The following is a 16,506-nucleotide window of genomic DNA, read 5'->3' as shown; positions in this document are numbered from 1 at the left end:
GGATTAACGGCCAGCTTTGAGGCAGCCTACCACCACCAGTACGGCCGCAGCGGGTAAGCGCCAGTCGAGCACGCTCATGCCTGCTAGCACCAGCAGCAGGGCGGCTAGGATCGGCACGCCATAGGCCAGGCTGCCCACCAGACTGGCGTGGCCCCAGCGGAGTGCTTTATCCCAAGCCACCATGGCCACCCCGTAAGGCCCTAACCCCAGGGCGATACCTGCCAGCAAAGCTTCCCCGCTGGGAAAAGCGAGCGAGCCTTCCAGCACCAGACTAGCGGCCACAGCAATAGCGCTGGCGATGAGCAGTAGTCGCGGCAGCAGTGGCGTTAACGCCACTGGCGCTGCTTGGCTTAACCATGAATAGGTCGCCCAGCAGCAGGCGGCCAACAACGCTAGCGCATAGCCCGTGGTGGCACCGCCCAGGCTCCCGCTGATGGCTTGAGGAACCAGCAGCAGCGCTGCACCCGAAAATGCAATCAGCGCGCCGATAACCCCTGCAATTTGCAGGCGGCCAAAACGGCTCCACTGGCTGAGTAACACAAACAGCACCGGCCAAGTGTAGGTAATCAGCGCCGCTTCGGCGGCGGGCGCTAACCGCATGCCAATAAAATAGGTACTGACGGCGCCAAAGATAAGCAGCGGGATACCCACCCAAACACTCAACTGCCAGCCTGCGCCGCAGTTGGCGACCTTAACCCGGCGGCTTAACGGCAGCGTTGCTAATGATCCTGCTAACAGGGTAACGGCGGTTAGCTGTAAGGGCGGTGTCGCTTTGGCAAACTCAGCCAGCAGCGGCGCCGCACTCCAAAGCATCACGGCCACTAACGCCGCACCAACACTGTACCAACGTGGCAATAACGCGGGGGAGTGAACGGGATGCATAAGCGTTCTCCTTGATTAGTAAATGTGCTGAGCAGCATACTCATGATCAACACATCACAATATCGATCTTTTATGATCGTTATCATCAAGGATGGTGATAAATAAGGGGTGATAAATGAAGGCTGATATATGCGCGCTCCCACGTTAGACCTGACGCTGCTGCGAACTCTGGTGGCCATTGCGGACACCGGCAGTGTGACCGCCGCCGCAAAACGGCTGGCGTACACCCAGTCCACCGTGAGCATGCAACTGCAGCGGTTAGAGGCGCAGCTATCGCTCACGCTGCACGAGCGGGAAGGGCGGCGAATACGCTTTACTTCAGAAGGCGAGCGCCTGCTCAGCCATGCCCGGCGGCTATTAGCGCTTAATGATGAGGCGTGGAGCGATATGCAGGCGCGCCAGGTCACCGGAGATCTCACCCTCGGCATCCCCGAAGATTACGCTTCGCTGCTGCCCTCGGTGTTTGCCTATTTTCATCAGCTCTATCCCGCCGTAGGGCTTAAGGTAATCTGCGGCACCAGCGCACATCTCGTCGAGCAGGTGAAAGCTAAAGAGTTGGATCTTGCCCTGGTGACCCGACAACGCAACTCACCGGGGGGCGATGTCATTCGTCGGGAACCTTTACTATGGGCCGTAGGGATGAATCAGCAGCCGCTGCTTAGTGATCCGCTGCCACTAGCGCTCTATTCGCCGGGGGCTGATGTGTTTCGTGAAGTGGCTGAGCAGGCATTGCAATCGGCCGGGCGTAGCTGGCGGGTTGCCTACACCAGCCAATCCATGGCGGGATTGGCGCCGATTGTGACCGCTGGGCTGGCCATCGTAGTGGTGACGCGTAGCATGTTGACTTCGGCGCTTAGGCCGCTGGATGAGAGCAGTGGGCTGCCGGCGCTGCCGATGATTGAATTGGCGCTTCACCGGGCGCCTCACCGTCCATCTGAACCTGGGCGCCGGTTGGCCGAGTTAATACGCGAACAGCTGGCAGTGCCTGAGCAAGCACTATAATCAAGGATTGCTTAGCGTTGATGACCGTGTAGTGCTTTAATCAGCGCAAGGGAGCGTTACTGGCTAGAATGAAGAGCAATTGAAGGCTTTTAGGAGCACTACATGCACGAACTGGATCACTATATCTACCCGCATCGGGTGCTGCACTGGCTGGTGGCTGGCGCGGTGTTGCTCTCCTTGGCAAGTGGCTTAACGTTAGGCTTTTTGGGCTATGAGCGCACCGTTGCTTTAGTCGGCAATATGTTCACAAACCTGCTGTATACCAGCCATAAAACGCTGGGGGTGTTGATACTACTGCTAATGACGTTACGTATTATTACCCGCCTTGCGTTTGTGGTGCCTGACCATGAGCCGCCCCTAAATGCCTTCGAACGGGTGGTGAGTACCAGCGTCCATCACTTGCTTTACATAGCATTGATTGTTATGCCTTTATTGGGTTGGGCGGCAACCGCAAGCGGCGGTTTTCCTGTGGAGTTTTTCCACTGGCATTTACCCGGTTTGATTGGCGAACGCGAGCAACTATCTGAACAGCTGTTTATGTGGCATGAACGTTTGGGATGGGCCATTTTAGGTTTGCTGGTGCTTCACATCGCGGGCGCTATATTCCATTGGAAAATCAAGCGCGATAACGTTATGAAGCGGATGAGCCTGTTTGATTAATGGTGCGGTTTTTTTGACCAAAAGCTAACCCGCCGAGCCGTAGCGGTAACACTCTACTGCTTGGCGCGATTTGACAGCGTACATATGGCTATCGGCTTCACGCAGCAGGCTCTCAAGCGTGGCGTCGTCGGTTCCCTGGCAAGTGCTTACCCCGATGCTCACACCAATACTGACTTGCTCGCCACAGGGGAGTTTGATTGGGGAGCGAATGGCTTCTCCGATACGCGCCTGAATATTTTCAAGCGTATCGTCGGGTTCAATGTTTTCCATGATAATAATGAACTCATCACCGCCAAAGCGGGCGCAGTGATCGCCAGTACGTGCCAGGTGGGCGATGCGCTTAGCTATTTGTTGTAATACAAAGTCCCCCGCCTCATGGCCGTAGTAGTCGTTAATAGGTTTGAAGCGGTCAAGATCGAGCATCAGTAACGCCAGGCGCTGGTTATATTGACGATTACGCTTCAGAACCTCTTCGGCACAGCGCGCCAGCCCGTGGCGATTTAATAAACCCGTGAGCATATCGCAGTTGGCTAATTGCTCTAGCGCGCTGGTGCGGGCGGCGACCTTTTGTTCCAGCACGGTTTCTTGTTTTTTAAGCGCGGTTAGCATGGCAGCCTGAGCCCGCTCTTTTTGCCGTTTGAGTTTGTTAAAGCGCGCTGCCAGCGCAAATGAGAGCAGTAACATTTCTAGCGCCGAACCAATTTGAATGCCGTGTAGGGTAATAAAATTAGCCGGCAGTATGCCCAGGTTGCGCAGCGCAAAGACACCAGCCCCTAACAGGAAGAGCGACCACGCAAATACAAACAGTCGAGCGCTGGGTATGCGTCGTAAGCTGCAGTAGCTGCCGCATATCAGCAGCAGTAAAGCCGCCATGAACCCTGTTACATCCATGATGTGCAGCGCTAGAGGTATCGGCAGCAACAGCGAAGCGATAACGGCCAGCCAGCAGTAGCTGCGAAAGGTGTTTAGTACCTGATGCCAGCGTGGGCAGTATGTTTCCGTGTTAAGGAAGCTCTGCGCAAACAGCGTGGCCATGGCGGAGGCAAAGGTGAAACCGAGTGCCACCAAGCGTGAGGTGTTTTCACCTAGAAAACTCCAGAATATCAGTGTGCCAATGCCGTTAAACGCCAGGATGGCAACCCCAAAGCCAGCGACAAATAGCGAGTAGTGAAGAAATACGCGCTCTTTGAAGCCAAAAAATAGCAGTAAGTTGTATAAACCCATCGCCAGCAGCATGCCGAAGTAAGTGGCCAGCCAAAAGTTATGGCGATCGTTTTGGGCATAAAATGTCTCTGGGGCTAACAAATTATAGCTAAGCATCTTGCTGCCTGAGGCGGCCACATGGGTATACAGAGTGACGGTCTCAAAGGCGGCCAACTCAAGGGGAAAAACCGCCTGGCGGTGGGCGAGCGCGCGCTGTTCAACGGGAACCGCGCTACCGCTGCGTTGCACCTCGCTAAGCTGTTGGCGAAAGGTGTAAAGGGTAACGTAATCCAGGAACGGATACTCAAACTCCACCACCCAACGCTGGGGATCCGGCGAATCGTTGTGAACCTGGGCGCGCAGCCACACATCGCCTCGGGTATAGCCGAAATTTAAATCTTGAGCGTCTTGGGTCGGCTGAAAAGATCGCTGTTGGGCGAGTAAATCGTTAATCGTTAAAGACGCTTCATTGGCTTGCCAGAACTCATTATGAGGGGCAAGTGAATAGCTCTCTTGGCTTGGCGATGCGGATAAAAGAGTATTTGCCTGGGCCCACGGCACAGAAAAAACCGCAAGCAGCAGCAATAAGCCGGTGTAAACACCCGCTTTCAAACGTATTGCATGCATTAGGGTATCGCTTTTTTAGTTTTTACCCCGCTCTCTGTTCCCTGGGTTCCCTTACCCACAGCCGGAGGGGCAGCTCGTCGCCGATCTAATGCACAACCCAATGAAAAAACACGAGTAGCTAACTTTTTATTCGATCCACGATAAGCTCTTTGAGTGTAGTCGGCTTTGGTAAATGGAAGCGTTTAAAACCCTCATACTTAATGAGTAACAAAACTCAAATGTTGGGTAAGTCGTTGAATGAGTTGTCCGCTATGACGCCAAAAATGCCAATAAAGAGGCACCGCTAAAGAGTGGCCGGGAGCAATACTGGTCAATTGGCCGCTTGCCATTAATTCACCGACCTGGAGCTGGGGCATCATGCCGTAGCCGATCCCGGCCACGGCTAAGCGCACAAACCCCTCTGAAGAGGGGCAAAGGTGGTAAGGAAAGCGGCCATGGTAGCCGCACTGGGCAAGGAACTGGTGCTGTAATTGATCATGAGGGCCGAAGACAATGGCGGGTGCCTTTTTAAAAGCCTCATCGCTGGGCCCAGCCGGGAAGTGCCGCGCCACATACTCGGGTGAGGCGAGCGGATGGTAGTGCATTTCGCCCAGCGCCACACAGCGTGCGCCGGCAATTGGCTGCGGTGTTGCGCACAGGCAGGCGGCTACATCGCCATCGCGCAAGCGCTTAAGGCCGACATCCTGGTCTTCGATCACCAGATCCAGCAGTACTCCCTCCTGCTGGCAGATATGTGCGACGGCCTCCGCCCACCAGGTGACCAGGCTATCTGCATTGATGGCGATCCGCAGTCGAGGAGCCTGGTCATCCAGCGTGGGCAGAGAGCCCCGCAGGTCACGCTCTAAAAGCTGTACCTGCTGATAGTGAGTCAAAAGCCGTTGGCCAGCTGGGGTGGGAGCAAGATGAGGGTGGCGCACCAGCACCGGCTGGCCAAGGCGAACTTCCAGCGCTTTAATGCGTTGGGAGACGGCTGATTGAGAGAGTCCCAATACATCACCAGCGCGCTCGAAACCACCGCACTCCACTACGGTCGCCAAGGCGTGAAGCAGTTTGTAATCCAGCATGGTGGTGTTCCCAGAACAGAATAAGTGACATACAGCAAAAAAAGGACGATTAACCCCAGTATTACTCTCTATTTAAACTTAAATAGGATTGAATCTCATAGGTCAATGAATTACATTTCAGGCATGGCTAGCGCACTCAAACTTCCCTGGTTGCCTAGCACTTTATGTGAGTAGTTTCTGTTACGCCACAGCCTAAAGGATACTGTAATGCCCGCCATCATGCTCCGTCGCCCCCTTGCAGGCATCGTTGCGCTTAGCGCGCTGACGCCTTTTGCCTCCGTTGCTTCTGACAAAGCTACTGCTGACAACGCAGCTGCTGACGGCACCGTTAGCGCCGACGCCGTGGTTACCCACTACGCCGACCTGGCTCATGCCAATTACGCCGATGCACTGAGTGCCGCCCAAGGACTGAACGAGCGCATCGACGAATTGCTGGCCAATCCCACTACTGAGACCCTGAACGCCGCCAAGCAAGCATGGCTGCAGGCGCGGGTGCCTTATCAGCAGAGCGAAGTGTTCCGCTTTGGCAATGCCGTGGTAGACGATTGGGAAGGGCAGCTAAACGCCTGGCCCCTGGATGAGGGCATGATCGATTATGTGGAAGGCGACGACTACCAGCATGAGCTGGGCAATGAAGGCGCTACCGCCAATATTATTGCCAACGAGCAAATCACTGTTGGCGGCGAAACTCTGGACGTCAGCGAAATTACCCCGGAGCTCCTCGCCGACCTAAATGAAATTGGCGGCTCGGAGGCTAACGTTGCCAGCGGCTACCACGCCATCGAGTTTCTGCTCTGGGGACAGGATCTAAACGGCTTTGAGGCAGGCAGCGGCGAACGCCCGGTGAGTGATTTTCAAACCGGCGACGATTGCACCCATGGCAATTGCGACCGCCGTCGCACGTACCTGGACGCGGTATCCGACCTGTTAGTCGACGACCTTGAGTGGATGGTGGCCCAGTGGGCACCGGAAACAGAGGGCAACTATCGCCAGGAACTGTTGGTGGAGAGCGATCAGGAGGGGCTGCGCCGCATGCTGTTCGGCATGGGCTCGCTCTCCCTGGGGGAGTTAGCGGGTGAGCGTATGAAGGTAGCGCTGGAAGCCAACTCATTTGAGGATGAGCATGACTGTTTCAGCGACAATACCCACAACTCCCACTACTACAACGGTCAGGGTATTCAGAATATCTACACCGGCACCTATCAGCGCCTTGACGGCAGTGTGGTCGAAGGGCCTTCATTGCAAGACCTGCTGGCTCAGCAAGATAGCGAGCTGGCTGATACGCTTGCTCAGCAGCTCGACGCCACGATGGCGCGCCTCGATGCTATCAAGCTGGCGGCTGAGGCGGAAAGCTCGCCGATGGCTTTTGACATGATGATAGCGCCGGGCAATGAGCAGGGCAGTGAATTAATCAATGCGGCAATCCTTACCCTGGTGGCGCAAACGGGATCCATCGAACAGGCCGCTGGTGAGCTGGGCGTGACGTCTCTGCAGCCTGATGATGCCGGTCACCAGTTCTAGACCGGGCTAGCGTCAACCCTGAGCCGCCGATAGTTGTACTGTCGAGCGGCTCTGTTGCTTTTTGTTGAATGGCTCGCATGCAGTATCATCCTTTTCAAGGTATCACCATGTACCGCTTACCCCGGTCTACTATCCTAGCCAAGTGGCTGCCTGGCACAATTACCCACACCAGTGTCATCCTGGCCCTGCTGGTAGCCCCCTTGCAAGCCGCTGAATCGCCTACCCAGTATCCCATTCAAACGACGCCCATGAGCGGCGGCGATGGCTCGGTGGAGCAGTTTGACCACAATGCCTATTCGCTGCCACTGGGTAATATGTCGATGACCAAGCGGCTGGATTTCAGCGTTGGTAATAGCTTCTTTCGTAACCCCTGGGTGGCGGCTCCCGCCAGCACCGAGGCTCGGGATGGCTTGGGGCCGCTGATCAATACCAATAGCTGCCAAGGGTGCCACCTCAAGGATGGTCGCGGGCATCCGCCCTCGGGGGATGAAAACCCTATTGCGCTCTTTTTGCGCCTTTCGCTCCCGGCTAGCCAAGCGGATCCGACAACGCTTGAACAGCGGGGCGCGCTTCCGGTGCCTAATTACGGCCTGCAGTTACAAACCGCGGCGATTTCCGGCGCACAGCCGGAAGGTAGGCTGGTGATCGAGTATCGCCCGCGAGAGGTCACGTTTGCCGATGGTCACAGCGTTACCCTGCAGGAGCCGCTCTACTCGATTTCTGAGCCCGCCTACGGGGAACTGCCTGCGGAGCTGCAAACCTCGCCGCGGTTGGCGCCGCCGATGATTGGCCTGGGGCTGCTGGAGGCAATTCCTGAGGTTGACCTGATGGCGGCCGCTGACCCAGACGACGCTGATGGTGACGGTATCTCCGGGCGCTACAACCAGGTCTGGGATCTGCGCAGTGGCACTACAATGCTGGGGCGTTTCGGTTGGAAAGCCGGTGAGCCCAGCATTGAGCAGCAGAGCCTACACGCCTTCGCCGGGGATATGGGGCTCACCTCCAAGCTAGTGCCGCAAACCGACTGCATGGAGAGCCAAGGCTGCGATGATTTTCCCAACGGAGGCACGCCTGAAGTCAGCGATGACGTGGCCGACTTCGTGACCTTCTACGCCTCCAGCCTGGCGGTGCCGATGCGCCGTAACCTGGATGACCCAGCAGTGAAGCAGGGTGCCGAACGGTTCAACGCCCTGGGCTGCGCCAGCTGCCATACGCCTCGTCATCGCACTGCGGCGGATGCTGACCGCCTAGCGTTGGCGGATCAGATAATATGGCCCTATAGCGACCTGTTGCTGCACGATATGGGCGACGCCCTGGCCGACCAGCGCAGCGAGTTCAAGGCCGATGGCCGCGAGTGGCGCACCCCGCCGCTGTGGGGGATTGGTTTGGCACAAACGGTTAACCCTCGGGCAGGTTTTCTTCACGATGGCCGCGCCCGTACCCTGGAAGAGGCGATTCTCTGGCACGGTGGTGAGGCGGAAGAGGCCACTCAGGGCTATCGTGCCTTGCCCGAAGACCAGCGCGCTGAACTCATGCGTTTTCTTGAATCCCTATAGGGGTTGTTGAATTGTTGAAAGGCTTGATCGCCAAGGAGTTTATGTGATCGCATCTTTTCGCCGCTTGGGGTTGCTGGCCTGTACGCTCCTGGCTGCACCGCTCTCTTTTGCTACGGACGCACCCACACCGCGGGATATTTGGCACGGCGCAGTGGAGCTGCAGTATGCCGAGCTGAGCGCCGCCACCGAGCGCCTGGAGACCAGCGCCGCGCGTTTCTGTCAGGGCCCCGACGCAGCACTCAGGCAGCGGTTGGAAAATGACTGGCTGGGCGCCTATCAGGCCTGGCAGACGGTGCGCTTTATCCAGTTTGGCCCGGTTGAGCAGAACAGCCGGGGCTGGCAGCTGCAGTTCTGGCCGGATCGCAAAAACCTGGTGGGCCGCAAGGTGAACGGATGGTTAAAAGCCGCCGACGCGCCGGATGCCGAGGCTATTGCCAGCGATAGCGTGGCAATCCAGGGCTTTCCCGCCCTCGAGTACTTGCTTTATGACGACGCGATGGACGAACAGGCCCTTCGCGATCCTGCCGCCTGCGACTTGATGCAGGCCATCACGACGCATCTCGCGGATACCACCAGTGCGCTGCATCGCGACTGGCAGGCCTTTGGCGAGCACTATCTTGATACCTCTGACTACACCGAAGCCACCCTGGCCAGCGCCATCCAGGCCCTTGAACTGCTTGAGGATAAGCGCCTTGGTGAACCCATGGGCCTTAAAGGCGCCCCCGCCAACGGCTACTTGGCGGAAGCGTGGCGTAGCGGCAACTCGATCCGTATGGTAGAGAGCAGCCTGGAGGGCCTGCGTACCGGCTTCCTGCCCGGCCTCACCGCGCTGCTTCGCGAGGCCGACGCGCTGCCCCTCGCCGAGGCGTTTCGTGATCAGTTGGACAAGACGCTCGCCCAAGCCAGCGAGCTGCCGCCGGGCTTGGTGGCCGCCCTGGACGACGAAGCGGCGTTTCGCGGCCTGCAATCGCTTTACCTTGATATTAGCCAACTGCGCCACCTGCTGGGTAACGAGATCGCAGGCGAACTGGGACTGGTGCGCGGCTTTAATTCCAGCGACGGGGATTAAGCCATGCAGCGGCGGCAAGTACTCAAGGTGGGCCTGGGCAGCGTCGCCATGGCGCTGACGCCGCTGAGTTGGGCGCTGCCCGCCCGTGAGGAGGTGGACTGGCTGTTTAGCGCGGTGGATGATCCCAGCGGCGGGCATTTCATCGCCGGTGTGGCGCTGGATGGCCAGGCCCGCTTTATGATTGAGGTGCCGGAGCGCTGCCACGGCGGTTGTTTGCGGCCCGCCTCCCGTCAGGCGGTATTGTTTGCCCGCCGCCCCGGTACACGGATGCACGTGATCGACGGCGACAGCCGCCAACTCGCCCATACCATTGCCGCCGGGGAGGGCTATCACTTCTACGGCCATGGCGTGTTCGACTTGAGTGGGCGCTACCTGTATGTCACTGCCAATCGCCTGGCGGAAAGTGCCGGGCTCGTGCGGGTTTACGACGCTGTCAACGACTACGCCCATGTGCACGACATGCCGCTGGAGGGGATCGGCCCTCACGAGCTTCGGCTGATGCCGGATGGTGACACCCTGGTGATTGGCTTGGGCGGCATTCAGACCCATCCCGACTACGGCCGGGTAAAGCTCAACCTGGACACCATGGCCCCGGCGCTGCTGCTGATGGATCGCCATAGCGGCGAAATTCTGGCCCGTCACGAGCCTTCGCATCACCAGCTAAGCTGCCGTCATCTGGACGTGGCAGCGGACGGCACGGTGATTGCCGGGTACCAGTTCGAAGGCCCCGAGTGGGAGTCCCATCCGTTGATTTGCCGGCTGGATGCCGCCGGGCACTTCTCAGAGCTGACGCTGCCCGATGAGGTCACCGCCAGCCTGCATCACTATATTGCTAGCGTCGCGTTTAGTCGTGTTTCGGCAAACGTGCTGATTACCGCTCCCCGCGGCAATCGGGTACTGCTGCTGGATGCTGAACAAGGTCGTCTGAACGCTAACCTGACACTGCCCGACGCGGCCGGTGCCCGCTGCGATGGTAACGGCGGCTTTCTGGTCTCCTCCGGCCAGGGCGGGCTCTACCGTGTAACGCCGGGCACGGCAGCGCCCGAGCTGCTCGCCAGCCTGGAACTCCGCTGGGATAACCATCTGACCTGATAACACGTAGCATCATTTTGATTAGCCATCTTGATTAACCCTGTTGCATAACGCTTTCTTGGCAAGAGCCGCTGCTGATAGACTTCAGCGCCCTTTACAGGAAGGCAAGGAGTCCCATGGAACTGCTGCGCTTAGTATTTCATCACTACCGTTGGCCCTTTTTAGGCGCCATTGCTTTAAGTCTATTGAGCGCTGGCTTAGGCGTGGGGGTGATTGCGTTTATCAATCAACGGCTTATTGAAGTAGGCAGTATGGCTGCGCTGCCGCAATTTCTAGGTCTGCTGGCGGTGCTACTGGCCGTTACACTAAGTACGCAATTGGCGCTGACCGTGCTGGGGCACCACTTCGTGTTTGACCTACGTTCGCGGCTGGTGAAGCGGATTCTCGATACCGATATTGAGCGCTTGGAGCAGTTGGGTAACGCCACCCTACTGGCCAGTCTGTCCAGCGATGTGCGCAATATCACCATTGGTTTTGTGCGCCTTCCAGAGCTGATTCAGGGTGTAGTGCTGACGCTCGCTTCGGTGGCCTATCTGGCGTGGCTTTCGCCACAAATGGTGGTGATCACCGTTCTGTGGATCGCGTTTACCATGGGTGTGGGCTGGGTGCTGGTGTCGCGGGTGTATCGCCACTTTCGCCTGGTACGTGAAAGCGAAGACAGCCTTTATAAAGACTTCCAGGCCGCCATAGAGGGGCGCAAAGAGCTGGCGCTGAACCGCGATCGTGCCCGGCGTTTTTATGGTGAGCGTTATACCGCCAATGCCCGCGACTATCGTCACCACATTATCCGCGCCGATACCTACCATTTGAGTGCCAATAACTGGTCCAACATTATGATGTTGGGCGCCATCGGCGTGGTGTTTTTCCTCTCTAATGGGTTGGGTTGGGCCAATACCACGGTAGCCTCAACGTTTGCGCTGACGCTGCTGTTCCTGCGCACGCCGCTGATTCAGGCGGTGGGCGCCTGGCCAACCTTAATTAGTGCTCAAGTGGCCTTTGATAAATTGAGCAGCCTGGAGCTAGCCGAGTACCAGTCAAGCTTTGCGGTAGACGATACGCTGACCGATTGGCAGCGCCTTGAGCTGGAGGAGGTTACCTACCACTACCCAGATACTGCCCAAGGCGAAGGTTTCCAGGTGGGGCCGCTTAATATGACCCTGGAGCGCGGTGAGCAGGTATTTCTGATCGGCGGTAACGGCAGCGGTAAGTCGACTCTGGCTAGGTTGCTTTCCGGCTTATACCGTCCTCAAAGCGGTACTATTAAGATTGATGGGCAGGTGGTCACTGCCGATCAGTGGGAAGCATTCCGCGCCCGTTTTGCCAGCGTGTTTACCGATTTCCACCAGTTCGATCAGACCATGGGCCCTGAAGGGCTGCCCGCTGACCCGCAGATTGTCGATACTTGGCTTGAACGGCTGCAGATGCAGCACAAACTGCAGTGGGAAGGGGATCGCGTTATCAACACCCAGCTCTCCCAAGGTCAGCGTAAACGTCTGGCGTTGCTGCTGGCGATTGCCGAAAAGCGCGATATCTTACTGCTCGACGAGTGGGCGGCGGATCAGGATCCGCAGTTCCGGCGGCTGTTCTACCGCGAGCTGTTGCCGCACTTAAAAGCCATGGGCAAAACCGTGTTCGCTATTAGTCATGACGACAGCTACTTCGTCCACGCCGACCGGTTGCTGGAGATGTCGAAGGGGCAGTTAAGCGAGCTGACAGGCGAGCAGCGTGCACGCGCGAGTGAAGATGCCGTCGCGCAAATAAATATTTAAACCGCTTTAACGCATAGCTGCGGTTGAGAAATACGTTTATTTAGCATATGACAATAATTCCTCTTTGATATAGCATTTGTTCTCGTTCTGCTGCTTATGTTGTTGCAGCGACTGTCAACTGCTTCTAATAATAGAGGAAACTATATGTCTCGGCCTTCCCCCTCCTGGCGTACGCTTACTTTTGTCGTGCTCGGCGTAGTGCCGTTGCCTGGAGTTGTTTGGGGGCAATCCTCTCCCAATGACGATGCCTCGCTTGAGACAGTCACGGTGATCGGTGAAGCCACCGCAAGCGGTGATACTCTGTCGCCTGTGTTTGCCGGTGGCCAAGTGGCCACGGGTGCACGTGTTGGCACCTGGGGGCAGCGCAATGCAGCCGATGTGCCATTCAATGTGATTGGGTTTACCGCTGAGCTAATCGACAACCAGCAGGCGGAGACGCTGGCCGATGTGCTGATCAATGATGCATCGGTACAAAGCGGTTACGGCTATGGCAACTACGCCGAAAAGTTTCAAATTCGTGGCTTTGAACTTGATGGCGAAGACATCGCTTACGGCGGACTTTATGGCGTATTACCCCGTCAGGTGGTCGCTACCAATATTGCCGAACGTGTGGAGCTGTTTAAAGGGGCCAATGCCTTTGCCAATGGTGTTTCACCCGGTGGCTCTGGCGTCGGTGGCGCTATCAACATTGAGCCTAAACGGGCCGCAGACGCTCCACTTAACCGACTGACTGCGGGGGTGACTGACAGCGGCTATGTTCAAAGTGGCATAGAGCTTGGGCGGCGTTTTGGCGATGAGCATCAGTTTGGCGTTCGTGCCAGTATTGAGCGTGGCCGGGGTGAAGTCGCGATTGAGGATGAAGAGCGTCGCGCAACCTCCGCCGTAGTGGGTCTGGATTACCGCGGTGAACGCGGTCGTGCCTCGTTGGATATAGGGCATCAAGCTCACACAGTGAATGGCGGTCGTCCGGTGGTCAGGGTTGGGGCTGGCCTGATGAGCATCCCCGATGCTCCCTCAGCAAGTAGCAACTATGCGCCGGAGTGGGTCAATACCGAGTTGAAGACCAATTTTGCGATGCTGCGCGGTGAGTACGAGGTTGCCAACAGTTGGACTGCCTATGCAGCGCTGGGTGGCAGCGACACTCGTGAAAGTGGTATGTATGCAACGCCTGTAGTGAATGCAGTGGATGGTTCCGCCATTATCGGGCAGATGGAAGTGCCTTATCGTGCTGAAAGTATTGGCGGGCAGGCCGGTTTGCGGGGCGCCTTTGATACAGGCGCGGTCAGCCACCAGTGGGACTTAGGCTATTCCAGCGTCTATCGCACTACGCGTTCGGCTTATGAAATGGCTTCGCCGGGTTTACCCACCAATATTTATCAGCCCACTGACGTCTCGTTGCGTGAACCTGTGTTTGCAGGAGGGGATATGAATAACCCGAACCTGCGCAGCCGTACTCGCAATAACGGCGTATCGCTGTCTGACACGCTAGGTTTTCTGGATGATCGGCTGCTGTTTACCTTAGGCGCCCGTTATCAGGAGGTCGACGTCAGCAACTATGATTACGACGGCAACTTTGATGTTAACTTTAACGATACACGTCTTTCGCCAGTATATGGCGTCGTAGTAAAACCGACCGGCTCCCTATCGCTCTACGCCAACCATATCGAAGCACTGCAACCGGGCGATACGGCACCCACCACGGCGGTTAATGCAGGGCAGAGTATCGGTTTGGTTGAAGCTGAACAGAACGAAATAGGCGCCAAACTCGATCTGGGTAACCTGGGCGGTAGTTTGAGCTTGTTTGAAATCGAACAACCCAATGCCTTTATCGACCCTGAGACCAGCATTTATGGCTATTATGGCGAGCAGCGCAACCGTGGCGTGGAACTAAGCGTTTACGGTGAGCCGCTGGACGGTCTGCGCCTGCTGAGTAGCGCAATGTGGATCGATCCTGAGCTGACCCGCACGGACGATGGCACTAACCAAGGCAACGACGCAGTGGGTGTGCCTGGCTATCGTTTAGTCTTGGGCAGCGAGTGGGATATTCCCCAGGCGCCGGGTTGGACACTCAGCGGCCGCGCCGTTCGTAATGGCAGCCAGTATTTAGATGCCGCAAACCAGCTTGAGGTAGGTGCCTGGATCCGCTGGGATCTCGGCGTTCGCTACGCGATGCCACTAAATACCAACACGCTCACTCTGCGTGCCAATATCGAAAACCTCACCGATGAGAACTACTGGGCTTCGGCAACCGGGGGATATTTGACCCAGGGCGAGCCGCGCACGGTTAAGCTCTCCGCTTCGCTCGATTTCTAAACTATCTTCTAAATTATCCCTGGCGGGCTAGCAGCGCTTCGCTGAGCAGTTCAGCGAAGCGCACCGCCGATGGCAAGCCCCCGAAACTCCATACGGCCGGTAGGCGAACGATCCGGTTTTCTTGCACCGCGGGTAAATGTTGCCATAACGCGTTGCTAGAAAAACCATTCTGCATGCCCACTGGCAGCGGCTCAACGACAACGATAGCCGCCTCTGAGTAAGCCAGCAGCTCTTCTAGAGCGGCCGTCGAAAAGCCCCACTGATTGGTGGGTTGTTGCCAAACGTTGGTAAGCCCCAGGCGTTCAATCACCGCCTGAAAAAGGCTCTGCTCGCCAAACACGCGTAAATGCCGTGCGTCGATAAACTGCACTACCAGCAACGGTGGCTGCTCCTCAAGCTGCGCTTTTTGTTGATCCAGGTAGGTTTCGACGGCGTTGATCAGCGTAGTAGCTGCCGCCTGGTTACCGCTTAGCTCAGCTAAGCTATGAGTTGTGTTCTGAAGACGTTGCCATAAAGGCTCGCCCAACTGATAGGTGATTAACCCGGTGACAGGGGCAATGGCCTCAAGCTGGTCGCTTAAGCGCATAAACAGCGGCGAGAGTAGGATATGATCGGGTGCCTGCTGGGCGATGAGTTCGCGGTTAGGCTGCGAGCGAAGGCCCACATCACGCACGTCTTCGGGTAACGCCTCTGCACCCGCCCAGCGCTGGTAGGAGGGAATTTCCGCTAAACCTACCGGTGGATTGTCGAGGGCGATCAGCGTCTCGGCGACCGTCCAGTCCAGGGTCACAACATCCGCTGAAGCCATAACTTGGCTGTTAGCCAGAAAACCGGCGCAGGCTAGCGCTAACAGCCTATTGGGCAGGTAACCTGTCATTGCGCGACGGCGATATTGTGCTCTCCGTTGGGGTGCTTCATGACCTGCATCGGTAGGCCATAAATCGCTTCTAGGGTGCTGTCGCACATCATATCGTTTGGGGTGCCATGAGCGAGCAGGCGACCGCTGTGCAGCGCCATCAGTTCGTCGCAGTAGCGCGAGGCCATGTTGATATCGTGCAATACGATAATAACCCCCAAGTTCAGTTCGTCGCACAGCTTGCGGATCAGCGCCAGCACTTCGATTTGATGGGCGATATCCAGCGCCGCTAGCGGCTCATCCAGCAGCAGGAAACGGCTGCCCTGAGCCAGAAGCATCGCCAGCCACACCCGCTGACGCTCACCACCGGAGAGCGTATCGACCAGGCGGTCGGCAAAGTCCTCGGTGTGGGTGAGGGCAATGGCGCGATCAATGGCATCTTTATCTTTCTGATTGTGGCGCCCCAGCAAGCCGTGCCAAGGGTAGCGGCCAAAAGCCACTAGCTCGCGCCCGGTAAGGCTTTCGGCACTGGGCAAATGCTGGGGCAGGTAAGCCACCTGGCGGGCGAACTCGCGGTTTCCCCAATCACTTAGCGGGCGCTGGTCGAAGTGAATCTCACCTTGGCTGGTGGGCTGCTGCTGGGCCATCAATTTAATCAAGGTCGACTTGCCTGAGCCATTGTGGCCAATCAGGCCGTAAACCTTGCCTTCATGAAAGCTGTGGTCAATGGGATTTAGAATCGGCTTGCCATTAATCTCAAAAGTGGCGCCTTTGACCTCGAACATGAATCACTCCTGGCAATAGGGTTAATAATAATGGCTCCATTCTAGTGCTAATAGTTCTCATTTTTAACAAAAAAATGAAATGATTTCCGTAAGAGAAGGAAAGTGAG

At 57.0% G+C, this 16,506-nt stretch carries 13 protein-coding genes; 8 read left to right on the top strand and 5 right to left on the bottom strand.

The window, feature by feature from the left end:
- Nucleotides 1-3 precede the first annotated feature (3 nt).
- Entirely contained in the window at nt 4-882 is an 879-nt protein-coding gene (locus tag QT231_RS11530; RefSeq protein WP_308337005.1) for a DMT family transporter, read from the bottom strand.
- A 129-nt stretch (nt 883-1,011) separates the two neighbouring features.
- Between QT231_RS11530 and QT231_RS11525 the strand changes: the two genes are divergently transcribed.
- Together QT231_RS11525 and QT231_RS11520 are read left to right on the top strand one after the other, a co-directional pair.
- Nucleotides 1,012-1,884, top strand: coding sequence for a LysR substrate-binding domain-containing protein (locus tag QT231_RS11525; protein ID WP_308337004.1), 873 nt, complete (start codon nt 1,012-1,014; stop codon nt 1,882-1,884).
- Nucleotides 1,885-1,986: 102 nt separating this feature from the next.
- Nucleotides 1,987-2,544 (top strand): cytochrome b, encoded by a 558-nt coding sequence (locus QT231_RS11520; protein ID WP_308337002.1) that lies wholly within the window; start codon nt 1,987-1,989, stop codon nt 2,542-2,544.
- A 24-nt stretch (nt 2,545-2,568) separates the two neighbouring features.
- Here the strand turns inward: QT231_RS11520 and QT231_RS11515 are convergent, their stop codons facing one another.
- Entirely contained in the window at nt 2,569-4,374 is a 1,806-nt protein-coding gene (locus tag QT231_RS11515) for a diguanylate cyclase (protein ID WP_308337001.1), read from the bottom strand.
- Between the two features lie 197 nt (nt 4,375-4,571).
- Nucleotides 4,572-5,438, bottom strand: coding sequence for a LysR family transcriptional regulator ArgP (locus tag QT231_RS11510; protein WP_308337000.1), 867 nt, complete (start codon nt 5,436-5,438; stop codon nt 4,572-4,574).
- 207 nt (nt 5,439-5,645) lie between these two features.
- Between QT231_RS11510 and QT231_RS11505 the strand changes: the two genes are divergently transcribed.
- The 6 genes from QT231_RS11505 to QT231_RS11480 all read left to right on the top strand — a co-directional run bounded on the left by QT231_RS11505 (nt 5,646) and on the right by QT231_RS11480 (nt 14,758).
- Complete coding sequence (locus QT231_RS11505) at nt 5,646-6,959, top strand: imelysin family protein (protein WP_308336999.1); 1,314 nt, start codon at nt 5,646-5,648, stop codon at nt 6,957-6,959.
- Between the two features lie 68 nt (nt 6,960-7,027).
- A complete protein-coding gene (locus QT231_RS11500; protein ID WP_374694388.1) occupies nt 7,028-8,515 on the top strand; it encodes a di-heme oxidoredictase family protein in 1,488 nt (495 codons plus the stop codon).
- Nucleotides 8,516-8,558: 43 nt separating this feature from the next.
- Nucleotides 8,559-9,584: an imelysin family protein gene (locus QT231_RS11495; RefSeq protein WP_308336997.1), complete on the top strand. Its 1,026-nt coding sequence runs from the start codon at nt 8,559-8,561 to the stop codon at nt 9,582-9,584.
- A gap of 3 nt (nt 9,585-9,587) precedes the next feature.
- Nucleotides 9,588-10,676 carry a DUF1513 domain-containing protein gene (locus tag QT231_RS11490; RefSeq protein ID WP_308336996.1) on the top strand — a complete coding sequence of 363 codons (1,089 nt, stop codon included), beginning with the start codon at nt 9,588-9,590 and terminating at the stop codon, nt 10,674-10,676.
- Nucleotides 10,677-10,792: 116 nt separating this feature from the next.
- The gene (locus QT231_RS11485) at nt 10,793-12,445 is read left to right on the top strand and encodes a multidrug ABC transporter permease/ATP-binding protein (protein ID WP_308336995.1); all 1,653 of its coding nucleotides are present in this window, start codon (nt 10,793-10,795) and stop codon (nt 12,443-12,445) included.
- A gap of 144 nt (nt 12,446-12,589) precedes the next feature.
- Nucleotides 12,590-14,758, top strand: a complete 2,169-nt coding sequence (locus QT231_RS11480) for a TonB-dependent siderophore receptor (protein ID WP_308336994.1) — start codon at nt 12,590-12,592, stop codon at nt 14,756-14,758.
- Nucleotides 14,759-14,771: 13 nt separating this feature from the next.
- On the opposite strand, the gene QT231_RS11475 is transcribed toward QT231_RS11480, so the two are convergent.
- Together QT231_RS11475 and QT231_RS11470 are read right to left on the bottom strand one after the other, a co-directional pair.
- The gene (locus tag QT231_RS11475; protein ID WP_308336993.1) at nt 14,772-15,566 is read right to left on the bottom strand and encodes an ABC transporter substrate-binding protein; all 795 of its coding nucleotides are present in this window, start codon (nt 15,564-15,566) and stop codon (nt 14,772-14,774) included.
- A gap of 65 nt (nt 15,567-15,631) precedes the next feature.
- On the bottom strand, nt 15,632-16,399 hold the full coding sequence (locus QT231_RS11470; protein ID WP_308336992.1) for an ATP-binding cassette domain-containing protein: 768 nt from the start codon (nt 16,397-16,399) through the stop codon (nt 15,632-15,634).
- Between the last annotated feature and the right edge of the window lie 107 nt (nt 16,400-16,506).

Origin of the sequence: Halomonas sp. SpR1 (genome assembly GCF_031010175.1) — a bacterium.
GTDB lineage: Bacteria > Pseudomonadota > Gammaproteobacteria > Pseudomonadales > Halomonadaceae > Vreelandella.
This window is presented reverse-complemented; position numbering and strand designations above follow the sequence as displayed.